This is a genomic window from Sphaerisporangium sp. NPDC004334 (genome assembly GCF_053602655.1).
Genome location: NZ_JBSGDZ010000009.1, coordinates 148986 through 170955, shown reverse-complemented (window position 1 = coordinate 170955; position 21970 = coordinate 148986). Strand labels below are relative to the sequence as shown.

23 protein-coding genes are annotated in these 21970 nt (G+C 69.5%); 19 read left to right on the top strand and 4 right to left on the bottom strand.

Annotated features, from left to right (window positions below; translation table 11 throughout):
- Nucleotides 1–39: 39 nt before the first annotated feature.
- A complete protein-coding gene (locus ACWEN6_RS13515; protein WP_452570444.1) occupies nt 40–2280 on the top strand; it encodes a phage tail protein in 2241 nt (746 codons plus the stop codon).
- Nucleotides 2280–3149 (top strand): hypothetical protein, encoded by an 870-nt coding sequence (locus ACWEN6_RS13510; protein ID WP_452570443.1) that lies wholly within the window; start codon nt 2280–2282, stop codon nt 3147–3149. The genes ACWEN6_RS13515 and ACWEN6_RS13510 overlap by 1 nt, the downstream gene beginning before the upstream one ends.
- Here ACWEN6_RS13510 and ACWEN6_RS13505 read toward each other — a convergent pair.
- Both ACWEN6_RS13505 and ACWEN6_RS13500 read right to left on the bottom strand, forming a co-directional pair.
- Nucleotides 3124–3258 carry a hypothetical protein gene (locus tag ACWEN6_RS13505; protein ID WP_452570442.1) on the bottom strand — a complete coding sequence of 45 codons (135 nt, stop codon included), beginning with the start codon at nt 3256–3258 and terminating at the stop codon, nt 3124–3126. The genes ACWEN6_RS13510 and ACWEN6_RS13505 overlap by 26 nt on opposite strands.
- Before the next feature lie 4 nt (nt 3259–3262).
- Nucleotides 3263–3469 (bottom strand): hypothetical protein, encoded by a 207-nt coding sequence (locus ACWEN6_RS13500; RefSeq protein ID WP_452570441.1) that lies wholly within the window; start codon nt 3467–3469, stop codon nt 3263–3265.
- A gap of 59 nt (nt 3470–3528) precedes the next feature.
- On the opposite strand from ACWEN6_RS13500, the gene ACWEN6_RS13495 reads away from it, so the two are divergent.
- From ACWEN6_RS13495 to ACWEN6_RS13460, 8 genes are all read left to right on the top strand, one after another.
- Complete coding sequence (locus ACWEN6_RS13495; RefSeq protein ID WP_452570440.1) at nt 3529–6351, top strand: hypothetical protein; 2823 nt, start codon at nt 3529–3531, stop codon at nt 6349–6351.
- A gap of 19 nt (nt 6352–6370) precedes the next feature.
- Complete coding sequence (locus tag ACWEN6_RS13490; RefSeq protein WP_452570439.1) at nt 6371–6862, top strand: hypothetical protein; 492 nt, start codon at nt 6371–6373, stop codon at nt 6860–6862.
- Nucleotides 6863–6864: 2 nt separating this feature from the next.
- Complete coding sequence (locus ACWEN6_RS13485) at nt 6865–7029, top strand: hypothetical protein (RefSeq protein ID WP_452570438.1); 165 nt, start codon at nt 6865–6867, stop codon at nt 7027–7029.
- Nucleotides 7022–9763 (top strand): hypothetical protein, encoded by a 2742-nt coding sequence (locus tag ACWEN6_RS13480; RefSeq protein WP_452570437.1) that lies wholly within the window; start codon nt 7022–7024, stop codon nt 9761–9763. Before ACWEN6_RS13485 ends, ACWEN6_RS13480 begins: the two co-directional genes overlap by 8 nt.
- A 2-nt stretch (nt 9764–9765) precedes the next feature.
- Nucleotides 9766–10320 (top strand): hypothetical protein, encoded by a 555-nt coding sequence (locus ACWEN6_RS13475; protein WP_452570436.1) that lies wholly within the window; start codon nt 9766–9768, stop codon nt 10318–10320.
- Nucleotides 10317–10646 carry a hypothetical protein gene (locus ACWEN6_RS13470; protein ID WP_452570435.1) on the top strand — a complete coding sequence of 110 codons (330 nt, stop codon included), beginning with the start codon at nt 10317–10319 and terminating at the stop codon, nt 10644–10646. The genes ACWEN6_RS13475 and ACWEN6_RS13470 overlap by 4 nt, the downstream gene beginning before the upstream one ends.
- Nucleotides 10636–11430, top strand: a complete 795-nt coding sequence (locus ACWEN6_RS13465) for a peptidoglycan recognition protein family protein (RefSeq protein ID WP_452570434.1) — start codon at nt 10636–10638, stop codon at nt 11428–11430. The genes ACWEN6_RS13470 and ACWEN6_RS13465 overlap by 11 nt, the downstream gene beginning before the upstream one ends.
- 75 nt (nt 11431–11505) lie before the next feature.
- Nucleotides 11506–11805, top strand: a complete 300-nt coding sequence (locus tag ACWEN6_RS13460) for a hypothetical protein (RefSeq protein WP_452570433.1) — start codon at nt 11506–11508, stop codon at nt 11803–11805.
- 62 nt (nt 11806–11867) lie between these two features.
- On the opposite strand, the gene ACWEN6_RS13455 is transcribed toward ACWEN6_RS13460, so the two are convergent.
- The gene (locus tag ACWEN6_RS13455; RefSeq protein WP_452570432.1) at nt 11868–12422 is read right to left on the bottom strand and encodes a 2'-5' RNA ligase family protein; all 555 of its coding nucleotides are present in this window, start codon (nt 12420–12422) and stop codon (nt 11868–11870) included.
- An 87-nt stretch (nt 12423–12509) separates the two neighbouring features.
- Entirely contained in the window at nt 12510–13751 is a 1242-nt protein-coding gene (locus ACWEN6_RS13450; protein ID WP_452570431.1) for a hypothetical protein, read from the bottom strand.
- Nucleotides 13752–14044: 293 nt separating this feature from the next.
- Between ACWEN6_RS13450 and ACWEN6_RS13445 the strand changes: the two genes are divergently transcribed.
- The 9 genes from ACWEN6_RS13445 to ACWEN6_RS13405 all read left to right on the top strand — a co-directional run bounded on the left by ACWEN6_RS13445 (nt 14045) and on the right by ACWEN6_RS13405 (nt 21950).
- On the top strand, nt 14045–14866 hold the full coding sequence (locus tag ACWEN6_RS13445; RefSeq protein ID WP_452570430.1) for an SAM-dependent methyltransferase: 822 nt from the start codon (nt 14045–14047) through the stop codon (nt 14864–14866).
- A gap of 50 nt (nt 14867–14916) precedes the next feature.
- On the top strand, nt 14917–15165 hold the full coding sequence (locus ACWEN6_RS13440; RefSeq protein WP_452570429.1) for a hypothetical protein: 249 nt from the start codon (nt 14917–14919) through the stop codon (nt 15163–15165).
- A 137-nt stretch (nt 15166–15302) separates the two neighbouring features.
- A complete protein-coding gene (locus ACWEN6_RS13435) occupies nt 15303–16256 on the top strand; it encodes an ABC transporter substrate-binding protein (RefSeq protein ID WP_452570428.1) in 954 nt (317 codons plus the stop codon).
- Nucleotides 16257–16276: 20 nt separating this feature from the next.
- Nucleotides 16277–17311 (top strand): methyltransferase, encoded by a 1035-nt coding sequence (locus ACWEN6_RS13430; protein WP_452570427.1) that lies wholly within the window; start codon nt 16277–16279, stop codon nt 17309–17311.
- On the top strand, nt 17308–18273 hold the full coding sequence (locus tag ACWEN6_RS13425) for a hypothetical protein (RefSeq protein WP_452570426.1): 966 nt from the start codon (nt 17308–17310) through the stop codon (nt 18271–18273). Before ACWEN6_RS13430 ends, ACWEN6_RS13425 begins: the two co-directional genes overlap by 4 nt.
- Nucleotides 18267–19064, top strand: a complete 798-nt coding sequence (locus ACWEN6_RS13420; protein WP_452570425.1) for an endonuclease/exonuclease/phosphatase family protein — start codon at nt 18267–18269, stop codon at nt 19062–19064. Before ACWEN6_RS13425 ends, ACWEN6_RS13420 begins: the two co-directional genes overlap by 7 nt.
- A gap of 95 nt (nt 19065–19159) precedes the next feature.
- A complete protein-coding gene (locus ACWEN6_RS13415; protein ID WP_452570424.1) occupies nt 19160–20194 on the top strand; it encodes a thymidylate synthase in 1035 nt (344 codons plus the stop codon).
- Nucleotides 20161–20697 carry a nucleoside-diphosphate kinase gene (locus tag ACWEN6_RS13410; RefSeq protein ID WP_452570423.1) on the top strand — a complete coding sequence of 179 codons (537 nt, stop codon included), beginning with the start codon at nt 20161–20163 and terminating at the stop codon, nt 20695–20697. The genes ACWEN6_RS13415 and ACWEN6_RS13410 overlap by 34 nt, the downstream gene beginning before the upstream one ends.
- On the top strand, nt 20694–21950 hold the full coding sequence (locus ACWEN6_RS13405; RefSeq protein WP_452570422.1) for a hypothetical protein: 1257 nt from the start codon (nt 20694–20696) through the stop codon (nt 21948–21950). Before ACWEN6_RS13410 ends, ACWEN6_RS13405 begins: the two co-directional genes overlap by 4 nt.
- The last annotated feature ends 20 nt before the right edge of the window (nt 21951–21970 follow it).

Here is a 21970-nt window from a genome sequence, read left to right as displayed (position 1 = left end):
TGCCTCCGCTCCGACCCGGGAAAGGGGGTGGGCGTCGCCATGGCGATCAACGTGGGCGAGTTGTTCGCGACGATCGACCTACGAGACCGGCTGTCGCCGCTGCTGCGCCGCGCGGTGAACAACCTGCGGCAGGCCGCGGCCGACGCTGGACGCCACGCCGGGAACATGAGCCTGTCGCTCGGCCGGGTCGGGGTCGCGGCCACCTTGGCGGCGGCCCGGCTGGTGGTGCTCGGCGCCGCTGCGGCAGCGGTCGGCAACGGCGTCGCCTCGCTCGGCGCGGCGCTCGCGCCGGCGGTGGGGGCGCTGGCCGGGCTACCCGCCGCCGCAGCGCTCGCCGGGGCGGGACTGGTGACCCTGGCCCTGGCCCTGTACGGGGTGCAGGACGCGTTCGAGGCGGCGCTGGGCGACGACGCGGCGAAGTACGAGGCGGCGCTGGCCATGCTGTCCCCGGCCGCGCAGGCCGCCGCCCGGGAGCTGCGCGCCTTGAAACCGGTGATCGACTGGATGCGCTTCCAGGTGCAGGACGCCCTGTTCGTGCCGCTGATCGGGCAGCTCACCGCGTTGGTGGCCGTGCTGCTCGGCCCGCTGCAGTTCGGCATGACCGGGGTCGCCTCAGCGATCGGAGTGGCCGCCGCCCAGGTCGCGCAGTTCGCCCGCTCGACGGTCGCCGTCCGCGCGCTGATCACGGTGTTCACCTCGCTGCGGACCATCATCGGTGAGCTCACCCCCGCCATCACGCCACTGCTGACCGGGCTGTCCCGCCTGACGGAGGTCGGGGCGTCGTTCGCGGTGTCCCTGGCCCCGGCCGTCGCCGCCGTGGTGACCCGGCTCGGTGAGTTCCTCACCGCGGCCGCCGACTCGGGGCGGGCCCTTTCGTGGATGCAAGGCGCGGTGCAGGTGTTCCTGCAACTGGCCTCGATCGCCCGGCAGGTGTGGGGCATCCTGTCGGGGGTCTTCGAGGCGATGCGCAGCGCCGGTGGTGACGCGCTCGGCGTGCTCGGCACGATCCTGGTCCGGATCAACCAGTTCGTGAACAGCCTGCAAGGTCAGCAGACCCTCGCGGCGGTGTTCGTGGCGATGCACCAGGCCGCGCTCGCTTTGGCCCCCGTCATCGTGGTGCTCGCCCTCGGCGTCGGGCAGCTCGCGCCGCTGGTCGGGGCGCTCGCGGTCGTCCTCGGCCCGGTCCTGGTGGCCGCTGTGAACGCCCTGGTGCCGGCCCTTGCCGCGCTCGCGCCCGGCATCTACGCCCTGTTCGTCGCGGCCGGTCAGGTCGTGGTAGCGGTGGCGCCGCTTCTCCCGGCCGTCGCATCACTGGCGTCGCTGCTCGCGGTGACCCTGACCGCCGGCCTCCAGGCGGTTCTGCCGTCGCTGGGCCTGCTCGCAGCCGCGTTCATCCAGGCCGTGTTCGCCGTGGCTCCGGTTGTGCCGATGCTGCTCGCGGTCGCGGCGAGCCTGGTGAGCCAGCTCGTCCCGGCGTTGCTGCCGCTGATCCCGATCGCCACGCAGATCGCCGGGGCTCTCGGGCAGCTCGTGGTGACCGGGCTGACGCAGCTTCTCGCCGCTGTGCAGCCTCTTCTGCCGGTCCTGTCGCAGGCGGTCGCCACCATCGGCGCCGCTCTGCTGGCCGCCCTGGTGGCGGTGGCGCCGCACCTGACGTCGATCATCGGGGCGTTCACGCAGCTTCTCCCCGTGATCGTGCCGATTCTGCCGCCGATGGTGCAGCTCATCACGGGGATTCTCCCGCCGATGGTGCAGCTCGTCGACGCCGTGGCGCGGCTGCTGCGTGGCGACCTGTCAGGGGCGCTGGTCGTCGCCGGGCAGGCCGTCGTCGGGTTCCTCGCCGTGATGGGCAACCTCGGCTGGGAGCTGCTGACCGGGCTCTACAACGGCATCGTCGCCGCCGGGCGATGGTTTCGCGACGTGATCTACAACTTCTTCCGGGACCTGATGCCGCAGTGGGTGCGCGACGCCCTCGGCATCCGCTCCCCGAGCACGGTGTTCGCCGAGATCGGCGTCAACACCATGCTCGGCATGAGCGCCGGCATGACGGCTTCGGCCCGGCACGTCCTGGACACCGCCCGGGGCATCGCCGGGCAGCTCGCCGGAGCGTTCGCCCCGGAGTTGTCCGCGTCGATCGGCTCGACCGGGGTGCTGCCCACCGGGGCCCGCCCCGGTGGGGGCACCGTCATCAACGTCACCGCGATCAACCCACAGGCCGAACCCACATCCGACACGATCAACCGCGGGCTGTCGTACGCGGGCATGCTGGGGGTGCTGTAGTGCCGTCCTACTCGCTCGACGGGGTCGCGTTGGACCATCCGGCGGGGTGCTGGAAAACCAAGGTCGGAACCAAGCGGCGTCCGTTCCCCGGGGCGCGGTCGGTGTCGGTGAAGGTCGTCGGCCGCGCCGGGGAGCTACCCGTCGTGGGCCTGGACCACGAGACCACCACGCTGGCGCTGGTCATCGGCGTGACCGCGCGCACCCCATCCGGAGTGAACGGCGGCTTCGAGCAGCTCGAACACAACCTGGAGGCCCTGGCCGCGCTGCTCGGCGTCCGGCACCGTCTCATGACGTTGACCTACACGGCCGGGTCGATCGTCCGGGTCGCCGACGTCACGATCGACGCGGTGTCGGAACCCGACGTCGACGTCGGATCGGCCCGGGCCCGGCTCACCGCCGTGTGCAAGGTCCCCGGCGTGTACTGGCGGACGCCGGCGGCCACGACATGGAGCGGCCTGCTCGCCGCGGCGTCGCAACCGGTGACCACGCTGGCCGGGTCCACCGCGCCCGTCACCGACGCGGTGCTCCGCTGGACCGGGCCCGTGGTCAACCCCAAGCTCGTCGACGTGGCCACCGGGGGCAGCGTCACCCGCTCTGGCGGCGTCACCGCCGGTCAACGGCTCCTGGTGGACTGCGGCGCGATGCGCGCCGCGATCGTCACCACCGACACCTGGGACCTAGCCACCGGCACCGACGTGACTGGCACCATCGACGCCGCCGGGTCGGGGTCGGGGTTCCGGTGGCTGCACCTGGTGCCCGACGTCGCGGTCGGGGACCCGCACTCGCGGGCCGTGCTCGTCACCAGCTCGGGCACCGGCACGTCGGGCGCGTCCGCCTTGGAGGTCAGGGCGCGTCGTTCATACCTCTGATCGAGCCGTAGACGGCCGGGTCGGCGAGTAGGTCGCCGACGGTCGGCATCCCCTCGAACAGCCCTTCGGGGATTCGCTCGACGGTGATGCGATCGGTGTCATCCTCCATGCGGTCAGTGTCGCACTTGGGCGACCTGCTCGCGCTCCGCTCGGATCTGTCGGCCGCGCCGCACGGCGTCGTCCAAGTCGGCCGCGAGCTGTGCGGCGAAGTCCAGCTCCAGCTCGGGTGGCCACACGGTGGCCGCCGCGGTGGGCGTCATGATGATCCGGCCGGTCGGGGTCACGGTGACGGCGAGCGGAGGATACAGAGAAGTCGTCACGATGCTGATCATTATGGCGGGTTCTCGCACGTCATTGCCATCTTGGGGCGGAGGTGGACGTGACCTTCGATCTTCGGCTGGTGGCCTACACCCCGAACGGGGCCCGGCTCGGCCCGCTCCCCCACCCCCTCGGTCTCGAGGTCGCCTGGCCGCTCGATGACGTGCCAGCGTTAAAGCTGGCCTACTCAGGGCGGGCGGTCGGCGCCGAGCTGCTGGCGTCGCCGGTCGAGGTGGCGGTGGAGTGGCAGGTCGACGGCGGCCCGTGGACCGAGGCCCCGGACTCGCGGTTCCTGCGGATCGCGCGCCGCGGCGATGAGGCCGACCGCGCCGAGCTGGTGCGGTACGAGATGCCCGGGTACGGGTGGATGCTCCGCAAGTGCGTGCTGTACCCGCCGGCGGATCTCGGGACGCTGGTGGAGGGGAAGCGGCCGTTCTACTCGGCGACGCCGGGCACGATCGTTAAGACGCTGCTGGACGAAGGGCACGCGCGGGGTGCGCTTCCGGGGATGACCTACGACTTCACAACCACCGTCGACAGCAGCGGCGCGGCGTGGGACAAGGTCCTCACCATCTATTACGAGCCGGGCCTGGACGCCTTGACCATTCTGATCAACCTCGCCGAGCAGGGCGTGTGCGATTTCCGGATGAACGGGCGGACGTTGCAGGTGTTCAACGCCGATACCGAGCTCGGCCGGGACCTCGCGTCGGGCCCGGGGCCGGTTGATCTGTGGCTGGGCCGGGACGTCACAGCGGCCCCGGATCAGGGGACGTGGGAAGACGCTGCGAGCGCGGTCCTGGTCGTCGGTGACGGGGGGTTCAGGCAAGGGTTCACCAACCCTGCTGCGGTCAAACCGTGGGGACGGTGGGAGCTGTACATCGGGCAGGGCGGGGTGTCGGACGTCGGGACCGCGACCCTGCTGGCCGACGCAGCGCTCACACGGGCCCACAACGAGCGTAAACAGCACACCCGGGAGATCACCTTGGGTGCGGCCCGCTGGTACCCACACGCGCATTACAGGGCCGGGGACCGGGTTCTCGCCCCTGCTGATCAGGGGGTCATGGAGTCGCTGCGGGTGCGTCAGGTCACGCTGACCCGGGACCGTACCGGCGTCATCAGCGGCAACGTGGTACTCAACGATCGGATCCTGGAGCGGTCGATCCGGCTGGCCCGCCGCACTGCGGGCATCGTCGGCGGGTCGACCGCCGCGGGCGGGTCCGGTGCGCGGCCTGCACCTCCGACCCCGACGCCGCGTACCCCGGCGGCCCCGGCCGGGCTGATCGTGGACCCGGTGGCCTACATCGATGAGCACGGGTACGCGCGCGGCCAGGTCACGGCCACGTGGGGCACGGTGACCGCCGACGTGAACGGCGCCGCGATCGACGTCGGCGGCTACGAGCTGTTCATGCGGGTCAACGTCGTCGGTGCGCCGTGGTTCCTGGTGGCCACGACCGACGCCGGCGACGAGTCGACGACCTACAGCCCGCTGGTGGTCGGGCAGGAGTACGCGTTCAAGGTCCGCGCGGTCAACCTCGGCGTGTCCGGGCCGTTCTCGGCGCAGGTCGCGGTGACCGTCCCCGATGACGTCGACCCGCCGCCGGTGCCGACCGCGCCGGCGGTGTCGACGCGGCTCGGGGTGATCCACGTCGCATGGGACGGGCTCGGCGTGGGTGCGGCGCCGATGCCGTCCGACCTTGACCGGGTGCTGGTGTGGATGCAGGACCCGCTCGCGCCGGGCGCGGCCACGGTGGGGTACCTGCAGTCCGCCGGGTCGATCGTCGTGCCCGGCCAGCCGTACGGGCAGGACCGCGAGTTCTGGCTGACCGCCCACGACCGGTCGGGCAACTCCTCGGCCCCGTCGGCCAGCTCGACCATCGCGCCCCAAGCCCTGGTCGACACCGACGTCATCGGTGAGGTCCTCGACGGCTCCCACATCATCGACGGCACAGTGGTGGCGTCGGACAAGGTCACGGCGAACACGATCACGGGCGGGTTGATCCAGGCGCTCGCGATCGCCACTGGGCACATCCAGGCCAACGCGATCACCACCGACCGGATCGCGGCCGGGCAGATCGTCGCCTCACACATCGGCGCCAACCAGGTGACGGCCGACAAGCTGCAGGCCGTGCTGACGCTGGCCACGCGGATCGTCGCGGGAGACCCGGCCGCCGCGCGGGTGGAGCTCAACTCGGCCGGGCTGGTCGCGGTCAACGGGTCCGGTGTGCAGACGGTCAGCGTCGACGCGGCCACCGGGGCGGTGTCCATCATCGGGTCCCTGGCAACTGGGGTGACGGGCAACCGCATCATCGTCAACCCGGCCGGGGCCACGCAACCGGAGATCCGGTTCATGCCGGGCACCGGGACGAACTACTCGCGGATGTACTCCGATGGGTCGATGTACCCGGGGGAGGCCACGATGGTCACCCGGTCCGGTGTCAACGGCGCGAACACCGCGCAGTGCCAGGTCATCGTGGCGGCCACCGACTACCGGGTCAACATCGTCAACCCGACCAGCGGCCTGGCGGCCGGCGGCTACCTATTCGCCAAGCCCACCGAGCTGGAGGTCGGGTACAACGACGCTTCGGCGAACCTGGTCCGGTGGCGGTTCACCTCGGCGTCGGCGCAGTTGGCGGGGAAGGTGTCGTGGTCGGGGTCGACGCCCGCGCTGCTGATGATGTCGTTCACGGCGAACACCGGCAGCGGCTACGTGGTGGCGTGGGGGCAGGTCCTCGCGTCGGTTCCGTTCATCGTGGCCACCTCCGACTACGACGGGTCGAACAACACCTCGATCCGGAACCGCACCACCTCCAACTTCGGTCTCGGCGTGACCGCCGGAGTCAACGGCGTGGCGGTCACGGTGAGCATCTGGGCGTGGCGCATGTAACCCCTCCGAGGAGAACGAAATGCCTGATCAGTGGGTGGTTACCGGGGTCGAGGAGACCACCGACGCCACCGGCCGGATCCCGCTGTGGATGATCGTCTACCAGGTGCCGCCCGAGGCCTCCCCCGACGGGGAGCTGCGGTACGTCGTGCCGCGCGAGGTGATCGACTTCCGGGCCGCCGAGTACGGCCTGACCACGGTCGAGGAGGTGCTGGACCTGCTGGTGTGGGAACCGCTGCTCGGCATCGCCCAGGCCGCCGGCGACCTCGACATGCCGGCCGCGCCGCTGCTCGACCCGGCTGCCGCGCGGGCGCAGATCGCCGGGCAGATCGAGGCGTGCAAGGACCGGCACGGCACCGTCCGGGTCGGGGCCACGGCGGGCGCGGCACGCGCGGCCAAGGCGGCTGATCCACTGCACGCCATCCGGCAGGCCACGCGGATCGATCCGATCCGGGTCGCGGCGCTGCGCGTCGAACTCGACCGGGCCCGGGCCGCCCACACCAGCAGGAGGTGAGCGTGGCTCAGCAGATGCAGGTGTCGCAGCAGGCCATCATCGACGGGTTGCGGCACCGTCACGCCGCCGAGGTGGAGCGGCTCACCTACGAGATCGTGCTGCTGTCGGCCGCCGTCGACGACCTGCAGCGCCGCCTGACCGAACAGCAGGGAGGTCAGGATGCGTAACGTCATCATCCCCGGCCCGCCGATGCGGTACGGGTTACGGCTGGTCGCCTACGCCGCCAACGGCGCCAAGCTCGGGCCGCTACCCGACCACCTGGGGTTCGAGGCGGCGTTCCCCCTGGACGACGTGCCGAGTCTGCGCCTGTCGTACTCCCAGCACGCTCCCGGCGCCGCCCGGCTCGCCGACCCGTGCGAGATCGCCGTGGAGTACTCCGCGGGCGGGCCGTGGATCGAACCCCCTGATGGGCGCTTCCTGCGGGTCAAACGCAACGTCGACCACACCGACGAGGCCGGCACGTCGTCCTACACCTGCCCCGGGTACGCGTGGATGGCACAGAAACTCGTGCTGTACCCGGGCGGGTTGATGGTCGAGGGGAAACGCCAGTTCAACGCGGTCACCCCGGGCGCGATCCTGCGGACCATCCTGGACGAGGGCCACGCACGCGGCACTCTGCCCGGCATGACGGCCGGGTTCTCCGCCACGACCGACAGCGCGGGCCAGCCGTGGGCGGCGGCGCTGACCCTGGCCCTGGACCCCGGGGTGACGCTGCTGGCCACGCTGATCAACCTGGCCGACCAGGGCGTCATCAACTGGCAGATGCAGGGCCGCAGCCTGCGCGTCTACAACGCCGACACCACGCTGAACCGCGACCTGGCCGCCGGGCCGGCCCCGGTGGATCTGCGGTTCGGCCGCGACATCAGCGAAGCCCCCGACGACGCCACCATGGAAGATGTGTCCTCGGCGATCCTCATCGCCGGGGAGAACGGCCTGCAGGTCGAGGTGACCAACCCGGCCGCGTTGATCCCGTGGGGCCGCTGGGAGACCTTCCAGCAGCAGGGCGGGGTGTCCGACGCGGGGACGGCGCAACTGCTGGGCGATGCGGCGCTGCAACGCGCGTCGGCCGAGCGGGTGCAACTCACCCGGGGCCTCACGCTGCAGGCGGCGCGGTGGCTGCCGCTGGTGCATTACCGGCCCGGGGACCTGGTGCTCGCCCCGGGCGGCAGGGCCGTCATGGAGCCGCTGCGGGTCCGGCAGGTGACAGTGACCTGCGACGGCGACGGCGTGCTGTCGGGGAACCTGCTGCTCAACGACCGGTTCATCGAACGAGACATCCGGTTGGCGCGACGAGCTGCCGGCATCCTGGACGGCGGTGTCGGCTCCGGAGGGGCCGGGGTGACCCCGGCGCCGGAGACCGGTGGCCGCACCGCGGCCGCACCTGCCGGCCTGGTGGTCCTCCCGGCGGCGTTCGTCGACACGGCCGGGTACCCGCGCGGGCAGATCACCGCGACGTGGGCGCCGGTGCTGGCCGACGTCGACGGCGTCGCGATCGACGTGGACTCCTACGAGCTGTACGGGCGGCGCAACCTGGTCGGCGAGCCGTGGCAGCTCGTGGCCACGACCACGTCGTCCGACACCACGGCGTCGTACTCGCCGGTCGACGTCAACACCGAGTACGGGTTCAAGGTCCGCGCGTCGGCCGAGGGTGTGAAGGGCGAGTTCTCCGACGCGGTGGCGGTGCTGGTGCCCGACGACACCACGCCGCCGCCCGTGCCCACCACGCCGGTCGTCACCTCCCGGCTCGGCGTCATCGAGGTCGCCTGGGACGGCCTGGGCGAGGGCGGCATCGGCATGCCGCTCGACTTCGACAAGGTCCGCGTGTGGATGCAACCGCTCCCGGACCCTGACCCGGTCGAGATGGGGCATCTGACCGCGCCGGGCAGCATCGTGATCACCGGTCAGCCCTACGGCCAGGACCGGGTGCTCTGGCTGACCTCGCACGACAGGTCAGGCAACGCCTCGGCGCCCTCGGGCAGCGTCACCATCTCCACCAAGGCCCTGGTGGACACCGACCTCATCGGGAAGATCATCGACGGTGCCGAGCACATCATCGACGGGTCGATCCCCGCCGAGGCCAAGCTCGTCGCCGGGTCCATCACGGCGGGACTGATTCAGGCGCTGGCGATCGAGGCGGGGCACCTGGCCGCCAACGCCGTCACCGCCGACAAAATCGCAGCGGGCACCATCGACGCCTTCCACATCAAGGCGAACGCGATCACCGCCGACAAAGTCGCCGCCGACGCGATCGACGGCAAGACCATCACCGGTGCCTACCTCAGGACCGCCGCCTCCGGCCGGCGGATCGAGCTCGCGCCGCCGGGGGCGACCCTGCCGGAGATCAGGATGTATCCGGGCACGGGCGGCAACCACGCGAAGATCGTCGCGGGTGGTGGTGGCGGGTCCGGAATCGAGATCCTGGGTGAGGCCAGCGCCTTCGGTCAGAGGTACGCCGTGCGCGTGGCCGAGGGCGGCATGCGCATCACCTATTCGGACGCCGCGGGCAACGAGGACATCGGCGGGCAGATGTTCTGCAACACCGACGAAGGGGCGATGGGGTACTTCGGTGACACCTCTGACCAGGAGAATTTCCACTTCTACCAGTCGGATGGGACGACCGTACACATCGGCCGGTGGCAGAAGAACCACACCTCGTTCTACCGGGGCATGTTCGTCGGCGCGGTCACCATCGGCAGCGGGTTCGTCGGCATCAATGTCGGCTACGGCACGTCCCTGATGTCCGAGGTGATCCCCATCGCCACCGTCCACGACCTGTCCATCTCCGGGAACCCGACCTACGACTGGGTGATGACCGCGCGCAGCAGCAGCGGCTTCTCCATCGACTGGTCGAACGCTTCCACCACCTCGAAGGAAATCTGCTATGTCGCGTTCCGGGTGTAGCCGTGGCTGAACTGCTGGCGGTGGTGTTCGCCCAACTGCAGCGCGTCGATGGCGTGTTGATCTGGCACTTCCATGTCGCCGATGAGGCCGGCGCGTTGCGGCTGTTCATCGTCCCGCATGAGTCGTTCGCCAACCAGGTGGCCCGCTACGCCCTGGACCCGGACGACGTCGACACCGTCATCGACTACGTGCTGCACGAGCGGCTGATCCGCCCTGACCCGACCGCCGGCGTGGAGGTGGTCGCCTCCTCCGGCACGGCGACCGCGCAGTCCTCGGCCCGCGCCGTCGCGGCGCCCACGACGCCGGAGGCGGCGCGGCAGGCGCACCTGCAGCAGCTCGCCGAGGTCAAGACGCGGGCGCGGTTCGTCACACCGGCCGAACAGGTGCGCACGGTCGCTGAACGAGCCGGTGGGAAAGCGTCGCGCGCCGCAGTGGCGGCCGATCCGCTGGACCTGGTGCGGCAACACCTGGTCCTTGACCCAGACGACATCGCAGCCCGGCGGGAGTGGATATGGGGACGCCGCCGGGCCGCCGACACGATAAGGGGGCAGCGGTGACGGTGACCATCAGGGACCTCGGCGACTTCGTTATCTACCTCGGGGGCGTGGCCGCCGCGCTGGCAGCGATGGGTGTACTGGCCCGGTACGTCGTGCTGCGGCCCCTGAAGCGGTGGGTCGGCGAGCAGATCACGGCGCTCTTGCAGGGCACCCAAGCCGTTCAGGAGACCGCCGAGGAGGTGCGCAACGAGGTGAAGAACAACGGCGGCAACAGCCTCAAGGACGCCGTCACCCGCACCGAATACAAGATGAACGAGCTCACCAGGCGGTTCGACGATCACCTGGTCAATCACGGCAGAACACGGGAGGACCCTCATGGCCATTGATCTGGTGACACGGGCGGAGTGGAACGCGCGGACCCCGCGCGGCGCCTACTCGCCGCTGACCTCGACGCTGGGTGTGAAGGTGCATTACACCGGCGGCCGGGTCGAACCGGCGACCCTGCATGACCACGCCAAGTGCGTCAAAGCCGTCAGGGCCATCCAGAACATGCACATGGACAGCAACGGATGGCTGGACATCGGCTACAGCATGATCTGTTGTGCCCATCGGAAGGTGTTCGTCGGCCGCGGACCCCACCACCTGCCCGCCGCCAACGGGGCCGGCCTGAACAGCAACCACTACGCGGTGCTCGGGCTGGTCGGCAACTCCGGCCTGGTCGAGCCGCCCGACGACATGCTGCACGGCATCCTCGATGCGGTCGCCTACCTGCGTGAGCACGGCCGCGCGGGCGGGCAGATCAAGGGGCACCGCGATGGGTACTCCACCGACTGCCCCGGTGAGCCGCTGTACGCGTGGGTGCGCAAGGGCGCGCCCCGGCCCGGCGGCCCCGTCGCCACACCGGTCGACCCGGCGGAGACGCCGTGGCCCGGCCGCGCCCTGAAGTACGTCAAGGGCAAGCCCATGATGAAGGGCGACGACGTCGAGGCGTGGCAGAAGATCCTCGTCGCCAACGGCATCAAGGTCGACGTCGATGGGTTCTACGGCAAGGTGACCACCGCGGCGACCGAGAAGTTCCAGGAGCTGTACGACATCATCCAGGACGGCGTGGTCGGCCCGGAATCGTGGCGGACCGGCCAGGCCGCGATGAAGGCCGGCAACAAGAAGTAGCGCCCGCCTCCCACCTCGTCCCCCGCCGCCCCGCGCCGATCGGCCCGGGGTTTTTCCTTGTCCGGAGGTAGTCCCATGTCTCTGTTCGACTTGCTCGCCAACTGGATCCGCACCGGCGTCGCCGCTGCGATCGGCGCGGTCATTGCGTGGTTCGCGGTCCGCGGCATCGACATCGATCCGACCGCGGCCGCCGGAGTCGTGCTCGCGGTCGGTTCGGCGTGCACGCTGGTCTACCAGGTGCTCGTCACCAGCCTGCAGGCCCGGTGGCCGATCCTCGGCATCCTGCTCGGCGTGCCCCGCAGCCCGATCTACGACCGGGATCTGCCGCCGGTCCAGAAGTACCACCCGGGCGTCCACACCGGGTCTGACATGTAGCAAAACCGTGTAACGAGCGCCCCGCCCTCCTCAGGAGGGCGGGGCGCTTTCGTGCTGTGCGGCTACTGGCCGAGCGGCACCGATGCGACGGTCTCCCACTGGTACATCTTGGCGTCCCTGTCCAGGCGTATGAGCTGCACAGCGCTCACCGTCACCGACGCAGGAGCAGCAGGGACGCAAGCAAGCGCCTCCAGCAGAGGCGCGGCCGGGCCCTCGCTGTTGCTGTAGGCGATGCTGACGTGGGGCGTCCACTCAGGTGCATCCGGTACGTTGTCGTGGCCCCAGACGTCGGCGATGGCTTCCCTGACCTCATTGCGGACCTGGCGCAGCTCATCGGCGGGTTCGGCCCGGAACATGATCGCTTCGGGGTCGACGATCGGGCTCCCTGATGTGAACGACACCGGCCGCATCGCCTTCAGACGTCCCCGCGCCGCAGTGATGATCTGATCGACGTCGCTGCGATCCACCTCGTCGGTGAAGCCGACGCCTTGCATGGTGAGGTGCAGCCACCGTTCGGGGATGAGGTCGACGCCGAGCATGGGCAAGGCCGCCTGATACCGGCCGACGACCTCGTGCAGGGCAGTCTGACCGTCGAAGGTGACATGCCAGGTGTACATGGACCGCCCGACCCGCCACCCCGGTCTCCACCACCAGTGGTCTCGCATGCGCCCCGACGAGTTGAGCGCTGTCACCATGCAGGACTCCTATCCGCTTGTGATTTCCGCGACCGGCTTGCTGGTTGAGCAGTATTCCCGGATCTGCGCCGACAGCGCCACCGCCTGCCGGCCGCCAGCGCGGGCACGACCGGCGAGAACAGGCGTCACCTGCTGGAGTAGCCGTGTGGTCAGTGTGGCGAGTCGCCTGTCCATCGGCAGCTCAAGTACCGGCCGCAACATCACCTGGGCACCGTCGATTTCGCCGTCGTGCAAATGAGCGATGGCTGCGCCGATACGCACCTGCGCCCACGTGCCGTATGCCTGCGCGTCACCGTTTCGCCATGCTCGTTCGGCGTCGGCGGCGGCTTGCAGTGCGCGTTGTGGCTGGTGATCACGCAAATGCACCGCCATGGTGTAGTTCGCCTGCCGTGCCGGCCCGCACGAGTAGGGCCCTGCCAGCAGGTTGTGCTGGACGATCTGGTCGCGAGCCTCGTCCGCGCGGGTCAGGGCGCTCTTGGCGGCCGTGATATCTCCCTGGGCCTGCCATGCGTCGGCTTCCTGGCAGGCCAGCAGAACGCGCGCGCTGTCAGGGCCGGCCAGGTCGTAGCCGTGCCGAGCCAGGGCGGCGGCTTCTCTCCAGCGTCCTTCCCAGAACGCGGATTTGGACTGTGCTGACAGCAGTAGAGCAGTGAGCGCCGGGTGGCTGACCTGATCGGCGATGATCCGGCCGGTACGGGCGTGTGCGTCGGCTGCTGCCATGTGGCCGATGTCGCTGCTGACCCACGACATCAGCGCGCAGAGTTTCCCCACCATGATGTGCAGGTCGAAAGCCTGGGGCAGATGCTGGTGGCCGCTGCGCAGCAGGTGCAGCGTGCGGCGGGCCAGGTCGGCCGCCTGTGCGAGGGTGACGAGCGGGGCGCTGTGTAGAGACTCGCGGGCGAGCCGGTTGATCTGCTCCTCCAGATGGGCCATCGTGCCGGCGCCGACGTTGGTCGATTCGACCCAGGCGCCGAAATCGGTCATCTGCGCGGCAGCGGAGTGGATGAGCGACTCGCTTTGCAGCATGTAGGGCTGAAGATCATCGGCCGGACTCGGCTCAGGTGGTAATTCGGTTTTAGTGCGCCCGAATAGGTCGGATTCTTTGATCCCCAGGGCTCGGGCGATGAGCACCCGGTAAGGGTCGGTCACCTCGTGCTCGCCCCGCTCCCAGCCGCCGATCATCCGCACGATGGAAGTCGTCGTGGCCAGTCGGGCAGCGGTCCGCGCGTCGGCGACCTGGCGTAATTGCACTGCTAGATCCTTTTGGCTCCAGAGCCGAGCGCGGCGTGCCCTCCTCAAGGGGGACTCGAGTTGTGCGTTCTCCGGCATCACGACCTCCTGGCGCGGACGCGAATGCGGACAGCGGATATCCGCAGGTGTCCTCCATGGTCCTATCGGACCCTCTGTCCGCGCACGGTTTCACAGCGTTGTCTTTGACATGGCAAAAGAAGCCGGGCCTATAAGGCGTGTCAGCGCCGAACGGTCCCTTGATCACACGCGGAGGTGCCGCCCGTGATGGACGATACAACGGCTGGTGAACTCATATGAAGGGCGCATGGCAGGTTCATCCTCTAAATGATGAGGAGCGTGCGAATCTGGCGAATCGGCCCACCGCGGCAGGCGTATATCAGGTTCTTCTCGGGGACGACAAGGACGGCACGCCCGCCGAGCGCAAGCTCGGCGAGCAGTTGGTGGCCACCACCCCGAACATCCAGGTGATGGCGCGTGAGAACCGGGCGTTCCTGCGACGTGCCGTCACTCACGTGGCCCGCGAAGGTGTCCGCCAGTTCATCGACATCGGCAGTGGCCTGCCGACATCGGACAACGTCCACCAGGTCGCCCAGCGCGTCGACCCGGACGTCACCACGGTGTACGTGGACAACGATGCCCGAGTGGCCGTGCACGGGCGGGCGTTGCTGGCCACCGATGACCGGACGCACTTCCTCGACCATGACCTGCGCCATCCCGGGGAGCTGCTGCACGTCTTGCAGACGGGGCAGCTCATCGACTTCACCCGGCCGGTCGCCCTGGTTTTGGTGGCCATCCTGCACTTCATCCAGGACGAGGACGGACCCGAGGACATCGTTGGGACGCTGATGTCCGCGCTCCCGCCGGGGTCGTTCCTGGTGCTGTCGCATGCGATGGACGTGGCGGAGCTGCGCCTGGCCGCTGAGGTGTACCAGGCGGCCGGTGTGCCGTCCAAGCCTGCGCTGCGCAGCGCCGAGCAGATCGAGGGGTTCTTCGCCGGACTGGAGCCGGTGGATCCCGGGCTGGTCACGGTGACCGACTGGCGGCCGGACATCCCGGAGCTGGGAGCGCTGGTCGGGCCGCTGCCCGTGCTCGCCGGCGTGTACCGCAAGCCGTGATGTCGTCCTCCATGTCCGGCGGCGCCCGGCCACAGGACCGGGAGAGCGCGGTGCGGGACACCGCGGCTCGCGCTAGCGAAGCGGTGCGTCACCTGGTGCTGGCGAAGCATGAGCGTGACGCCGCTCTCGATCTCGTCCTGCGCTGGGACCTCACCCGCGAGGAGATGGACGCGGCAGCCGAGCGAGCCGGGATCGCGCCGCCGAGTGATGAGGAATGGCTGCTCATCGAGCGGGACCTGAGAACGCTGTGCCCACCCCCCAATCGCCCTGACCGGGGTGCCCTGCCCGCCCGCAGTTGAGCTCTGGTCAGGGCCGCGGCCCCGGGGTGTGAGCCCCTTCCCCCGGGGCCGCTTCCACGTTCACACCATCTGCCCCTACTTCGGATACCCACATGAGATCACGTAGAGCAACATCACTGGTACTTATCGGCGTTTCGATGGTCGCTGTGGCCTGCGGAGGCCAGACACTCTCCGCGCCCCCGTCCGCGCAGGCACTGGAGAAGCCGGTCGTCGCCGTCGGGGCGATGCCCATCCCCGACTGCGCGACCTTACAGATCGCGGCCGAGCGCGGATTCTTCCGCGACGAGGGCCTGACGGTGGAGGTCAAAGAGATCCAGAGCGGCGCCTACGCGCTGAACAACCTGGTGGGCGGCAGCCTGGACATCGCCATCGGCAACTACGTGTCGACCCTCACCGCCCAGGCCAAGTCGGGTGGCGAGGACCCGTTCCGATTCCTCGAAGACGCCTACGAAGCCACGCCAGGCACGTTCCTGCTCATGGTGCCGGGGTCTTCCAAGGTCAAGGCCCTGCCCGAGCTGCGGGGCGCGCGCATCGCGGTGGCCGCGCCTTTCAGCATCATCACCTTGGCCGTGGAAAACGCGCTGAAGACGGCCGGCATGTCGCCCGCCGACGTGCACATGGTGCCAATGGCGTTGCCGCAGATGATCGCCGCGATGCAAACCCACCAGGTCGACGCGGCCGTGCTGAACGAGCCGTTCATCACGCAGTTCTCCGCGCAGTTCGGCGGCCGGCAGATCCAAGACGTGATGAGCGGGGCCATGGCGAACTTCCCCATCGCCGGGTGGATGACCACCGCGAAGTTCATCGGCAGGTACCCCAAGACGGCGGCCGCGTTCCAGCGGGCGATGTTCCGCGCCCAGGCCGTCGCGGCGGGCGACCGCACCGCGGTCGTCAGGGCCATCCCCAAGTACACCAAGATCCCCCCGGCCATCGCCTCTGCGATCACGCTGGGGAACTATCCGCTGCACCTGGACCCCACGCGCGTGCAGCGGGTCGCCGACCTGCTGATGGAGCACCACTACATCGACAGCAACCCCGACATCAAGGGGATGCTCGCCCCTGCCCCCACGACCACGGCGAGGGCGTCATGACGCTTCCCCGCAGAGGACAGATGCTCCCGCAGAGGATGACCCACCGCCGCAGCTCTCCGGCCGACGCGATCCACGACATTCTCGCCGCCGGGTGGCGTGCGCAGGCGCTGCGGACCTTCGTCGCCTTCGGCTGCCCGCAACAGTTGACCATCTACGGTCCGATGACGGCGGATGAGCTCGCGGTGCGGGTCGGCGCGGTCGCCGCCGCCTTGGAACCCGTCCTGGTCGCGTTGGAGCCCTTCGGCGTGGTGGCACAGACCGAAGGTCGCTACGAGCTGGGCCCGATCGGGCGGGTGCTCCTCGACGGCGAACCCGACTCGATGGCCATCGCGGTCGCCGTCGACGCCCACCCGCTGTGGCAGGAGGCCATGCAGAGCCTGAACACCACCATCCGGACCGGACGCCCCCCTCACGGCGGCCTGTACTCCTACCTGGAAGACCACCCCGACGTCGCCGAGCTGTTCGACCTGTACATGGCGCGGCGCACGCTGAGGACCGCGCCGGCCGTGGCCACGCACGAGTTCGGGGACCGCGTGGTGGACCTCGGCGGCGGCACGGGCATCATGCTCGCTCACATCCTGCGCGCCCACCCGCGCACCACGGGCTGGGTGGTCGAACGGGAACCCGTGGCCAAACGCGCCACCGCACACCTGGACGACCAGGCCGACATCCACGGCCGGTGGGAGGTGATCGTCGGGGACATCTTCGCCGCCGGCGACATCCCGTCCGACGCCACCGACTACCTGGCGGCCAGCGTGCTGCACAACCTCAGCGACGAGGCCGCCGGCGTGCTGCTGGCAACCATCCGTCAGGTGATGCCACCTGGCAGCCGGTTGCGGCTGGTGGACATGGTCGTGCCGCCCGGCGCCGCCCCCGACCCCTCCCGGGACCTGGGACTGCGGATGGCGGCCATGTTCGGCGCAGGTGAACGCAGACTCGGGCAGTACGCGGCGCTGCTGCAGAAAGCGGGCTTCCGCATCGCCGAGGTGGTGCACCCGCTGCCCTGGGGGCTGACCCTCATCACCTGCATCTCAGACGAAAACGAGGCGACGTGAGCACCACCGGTCTGAAGCCGTTTGAAGAGGTCATCGGCCGGTCGTACCGCAAGGCCGTCGGCGTGGCCGACCCATCGGTGCAATCCCCCAAGGCGCAGTACGGCATGACGATCAGACGGATACTGCAGGGGCTCGTCCCGCCCGTCGCGTTCGCAGGACTTGGGGCGGTCCTGGCGGCCGTGTTCGGATCGGCCGGCCTGCTGGTGGCCATCGGCATCACGATTGCGATGTTCCTGCTGCAGGTGATGGCCAGTGGCGCACGTTTCGCCGAGGTCGACTGGGACACCGCAGACCCCTACTGGCGTCGCACCTGCCTGGAGCTGCCGGAGGCGTTCACCAGCACCGTCCAGCACGTGGTGACGTCCACGCTGGCGCGGCGGCCACGCATCACCGCCATCCACCCTTACCTGCAGCCGTGCTCGTATGGCCTACCACTCGGCTCCTGCGGGCATCCCGAATGCCGCAACGCGGGGTCGGTCGTAGCTGGTCGCCGCCGCGTGTTCGTCATCGGCGCGGGCTATGTGTCCAGCCCGGCCACCGAGCTGGAGGCGACGCTGCGCCACGAGATGGGACACGCCGCCGGAATGATGGCGTGGTACGCGGCCATGCTGCAGACGGGTGCCTCGGTCGGCTGGATGATCGCGGGCGGCATGCAGAGCTGGATCGCGATCGCGGTGTGGTGGGCGGCCTCCGCCGCCGTGGGATGGACCAACGAGCTTATCTGTGACGTCATCGCTCTGCGTGCCACCAGCGCAGCAGCATGCATCGACGGCCTGAAGGCGACGAAGAGGCCGACGCGCATCCCATGGAAGCACCGGCCTTTCAACTGGCTGTACCGGATCGTGTGGTACACCATGCCTCCGCTGCCGGTCCGAATAGCGGCCCTGCGCGTGTGTGCTCTGTTCAAGCCGCGTGATCGCCGCCCCGTGACGGCCAGCTCCTCCCAGGATCCAAGATGCTGACCGTCTCGTGGAACCTTCAGGACGGCGGGATAGATGAGGGAAACGCCAGCCGTCTGGGCCGCCAGCTTCGTCTCCTCGCCGACATCGGCGCCGACGTGGTTCTCATCCAGGAGGCCAAGCACTGGCTGGAACGCGGCGGCAGGGGCGTGCACATGGCCGAGTGGATGCTCGGAGCGCGGGTGTACCTGGCGACCGCTCCCCGGCATGGATGTCACCTGGCAGTGCTCGTCCGCAACGGCAGCAATATCGAGGTGCTGCGGTCACGGCACGAACGTCACGCGCCGTTCTGGCACGCCCAGGCACGCATATTCTGCAAGGTCGCCGACAGGAAGATGATCTTCGCCAGCGCGCATTTCAGCCCTTTCAGCCCCGACCTTCGGGTGCAGGAAGCGCAGGCCAGCAGCGACCTGGCCGGAGCGGTCACCGTGCTGGGCGGCGACTTCAACGATCCCGCCCTGGGAGAGACGACGCACTGGAGCGGCCTGCCGGGCTACAAGGCGGTCCGGCACGCCGCTGTGGATGATCCGGCCCGTCAGGACGAGCGACCGGCCCGCGTCCTGGACCAGGCTGGCTTCATCGACGTAGCGGCTTTCCTCAGCGACACCCGTGATCAACCGGAGCTGCGGACGCCCACCTCCGGTTTCAGTCCGACAAGCGTCCCGATCCGCTGCGATCGCATCTACGTCTCAAAGCCGCTGCGGAAGACGATCCGCCGCTACGAGGTGATCGAACAGGAGGAATCCGACCACCACATCGTCCTGGCCGAGCTCGATCTCAAGCATCTGACGTAGACCGGGCGACTCTGCCCGGCCCTGCCGGTTCTCGTCGAGCTCCCACGCCGAGGAACGCCGGCGATCCCCTCACCTATCGGAAGGGAGAACAGCCCATGACTGGCAGTGCGGCACAGCCGCTCCTGATCGAGGCGTTCCCCGGCTTCCACGAGGCGTACATCGCCGTCCTGGATGCCGTGACCGGCCGGCCGGAACACACCATCTCCACCCGGGGGAACACCTCGGCGGAACTGCTGGATGTGTCTTTCCGGGTCACCGACCCGCGTGACCGGACGCCGTTCCTGGAGCGGCGTCCGGTCAACATCGCCTACAACCTGGCCGAGGCGCTGTGGTACCTGTCCGGGCGATGCGACCTGGACATGATCGCCTACTACGCGCCCGGCATGAGGAACTACTCCGAGGACGGGCGCACCCTGACCGGCAGCGCCTACGGGCGGGCGCTGTTCGCTCAAGGCTCGGACGGCGTCACCCAGTGGGACCGAGTGCTGGACCTGCTGCGCAAGGACCCCGACAGCAAACGCGCCGTGCTGGGGTTCTTCCACCCCGCAGAACTCGCCGTCCTCGGCAACCTCGACGTGTCGTGCACGATCGCCGCCCAGTTCCTCCTGCGCGAGGACCGGCTGCACCTGTCGTGCTACATGCGCGGCAACGACGCCTACATGGGGATGGTGTCCGACGTCTACGCCTTCACCTTCATGCAGGAGTTCGCCGCCGCCCTGCTGGGAGTGCAGGTCGGCCACTACTCCCACCACGTCGGGTCGATGCACGTCAACGACCCCGACGCCAAGGCGGTGCGGCGCCTGCTGGCCGAGACACACCAGGAGGGGTACCGGCGGCCGGCGTGGCCCTGCCCGGTGATGCCCGCCACCACCTCATGGAGTGAGGTGCTCGCGGTACTCGAGCAGGAGGAGGCGTTACGGACCAACGCCGTGCAGCACACCCCGGCCAGTGTGGAGGCGACGGGGCTACCGCCGTACTGGCAGCAGGTGCTGCTGGTGTTCGAGGCGTACCGGCAGATCAAGCACACCGACCGGCCCGTCACTCTCGGCGTGCTGGACGCCATGGACGCCGGGCATCGGTGGCTGGTGACCCGCAGGTGGCGCAACCGCATGCCGGCCGGGACATCGTGACCCCGCTGGACGGGTGGGGCCGGTGGACGGTGATCTTATGCAAGCCGGACGCGGCCGGTCGAGGGCTCACCGGGCCGGTGCTGGAGTGGGTCAGCCGCGAGGTGCACCTCATCGGCGTCCGGCAGGTCATCGTCGCCGAGCAGCAGATTTTCGCGCACTACGCCGACATGATCGACATCGGCGACCGTTTCCCCTTCGATGTCAAGGCCGAGCTGCGCCGCAACTACGTCGGCAACACGGTGACCGTCGCGCTCGGGCACGGCGACAGCGACGACACCGCCAAGCGGGTGCGCGCCCTGCTCGGACACTACGACCCCGCCCAAGCTCACCCGGACACCATCCGCGGCCACTACGGCACCGACTCCACCGCCGCAGCCGCGGCCGAGAACAGGTTCATCGACAACCTGATCCACACCAGCGACGACGCGGCCGGAGCCCGGCGCGAGTTCGGGGTGTGGTTCGGGGCCGACCATCACCATCTCCTGAGGCTGGAGGCACAATGACCGCTGAACCGGTGTTCATCACGCCCACCATCGGCCCGCGCACGCTGAAGGTCATGCCGGCCGCCGTCCAGGCGGGGCTGGACCCGTACATGGCGCAGATCATCACCAACCGCAAGTCCGGGCTGTCGCTGAACCACATCATCGGCTGCCCACTGGACTGCGGGTACTGCGTCCGCCACTTCTGGGGGAACTTCGAGCAGAAGATCCCCCAGCTCCTCATCTCCACCTCTGAGGCGGTGGAGATGCTCGTCGGGCACGAGGCGTTCCGGCCGCACACCACGCCGATTCAGCTGTTCAACAAGGCGACCGACCCAATGCTCCCCGGCGTCAAGCCCCACACCTTCGCCGTCCTGCGGGAGCTGGACCGGCGCGGGTGCACCAACCTGGTGCTGATCATCACCCGGTTCCACGTCACCCCCGAGGACATGGCGGCCTTCGAGGCGCTGGAGCACGTGCGGGTGACGTTGCTGTTCACCTACTCCGGGATCAGGGACGATCGGGTGGAGCCGATCGCCAAGACCACCACCACGGTGGACTCCATCCGCACCGCCGCCGCCCTGCGCCACCGCACGAAGGTCATCTTGTACTGGCGGCCGATCGTGCCCGGCTGGAACGACGACGCCGACACCATGGCCGGCGTTCTGCAGGTGGGCCGGGACGTCGACGCGGTGGTGTTCACCGGCTACTACCACAAGCAGGAGAACGCCACCTACCTGCGGGAGCTGGGTGTCCCGGTGCCGTACGAGGACGACTTCCAGCGGCGCAAAGTGCTGCCCGGGGACCTGGACGCCCGCGTGGTGCAGGCGTGGCGGGACTCGGGGATCGCCACGCCGCTGTTCCGGAAGACCTCGTGCGGGGTCACCTACGCCCACCAGGTGGCCGACTACAACGGGCACCTGGGCGTGCCTGAGCTGTGCGACATCTGCCCGCTGGAGCAGGTCCAGCGGTGCAAGGCGGCGCTCCGCCCGCCGACCGAGGAGGAGTTCCGGGCCGCGCTGGAGTCGTTCGGCTACGACACCGACGTGCCGTTCCTCGTCGAGGACGGACATGTCCTCACCAGCGCCCTCGGGGAGCAGCGCAGGTACGCTCTGCAGCACGAGCTCGGCTACCAGGTATGGGAGGTGGCGCATCCGCATGTGCCCGCCGCGCACGGCCGCGCCCTGCAAGGGTATGTACTGAGCCCGGAGGAGCAGGCACAGCTCGACCAGGCCCGCGACCGGCTCGCCGCCGCGGCCCGCTACGACGACGACTGACCGACCAGGAGGCGCACGCC

Excerpts from the sequence above, each read along its gene's own strand:
- ACWEN6_RS13445 (WP_452570430.1), top strand. The coding sequence starts at position 14,045 with ATGAAGGGCGCATGGCAGGTTCATCCTCTAAATGATGAGGAGCGTGCG.
- ACWEN6_RS13415 (WP_452570424.1), top strand. The coding sequence starts at position 19,160 with ATGACTGGCAGTGCGGCACAGCCGCTCCTGATCGAGGCGTTCCCCGGC.
- ACWEN6_RS13430 (WP_452570427.1), top strand. The coding sequence starts at position 16,277 with ATGCTCCCGCAGAGGATGACCCACCGCCGCAGCTCTCCGGCCGACGCG.
- ACWEN6_RS13480 (WP_452570437.1), top strand. The coding sequence starts at position 7,022 with ATGCGTAACGTCATCATCCCCGGCCCGCCGATGCGGTACGGGTTACGG.
- ACWEN6_RS13460 (WP_452570433.1), top strand. The coding sequence starts at position 11,506 with ATGTCTCTGTTCGACTTGCTCGCCAACTGGATCCGCACCGGCGTCGCC.
- ACWEN6_RS13405 (WP_452570422.1), top strand. The coding sequence starts at position 20,694 with ATGACCGCTGAACCGGTGTTCATCACGCCCACCATCGGCCCGCGCACG.
- ACWEN6_RS13435 (WP_452570428.1), top strand. The coding sequence starts at position 15,303 with ATGGTCGCTGTGGCCTGCGGAGGCCAGACACTCTCCGCGCCCCCGTCC.
- ACWEN6_RS13515 (WP_452570444.1), top strand. The coding sequence starts at position 40 with ATGGCGATCAACGTGGGCGAGTTGTTCGCGACGATCGACCTACGAGAC.
- ACWEN6_RS13465 (WP_452570434.1), top strand. The coding sequence starts at position 10,636 with ATGGCCATTGATCTGGTGACACGGGCGGAGTGGAACGCGCGGACCCCG.
- ACWEN6_RS13505 (WP_452570442.1), bottom strand. The coding sequence starts at position 3,258 with ATGGAGGATGACACCGATCGCATCACCGTCGAGCGAATCCCCGAAGGG.
- ACWEN6_RS13490 (WP_452570439.1), top strand. The coding sequence starts at position 6,371 with ATGCCTGATCAGTGGGTGGTTACCGGGGTCGAGGAGACCACCGACGCC.
- ACWEN6_RS13455 (WP_452570432.1), bottom strand. The coding sequence starts at position 12,422 with ATGTACACCTGGCATGTCACCTTCGACGGTCAGACTGCCCTGCACGAG.
- ACWEN6_RS13420 (WP_452570425.1), top strand. The coding sequence starts at position 18,267 with ATGCTGACCGTCTCGTGGAACCTTCAGGACGGCGGGATAGATGAGGGA.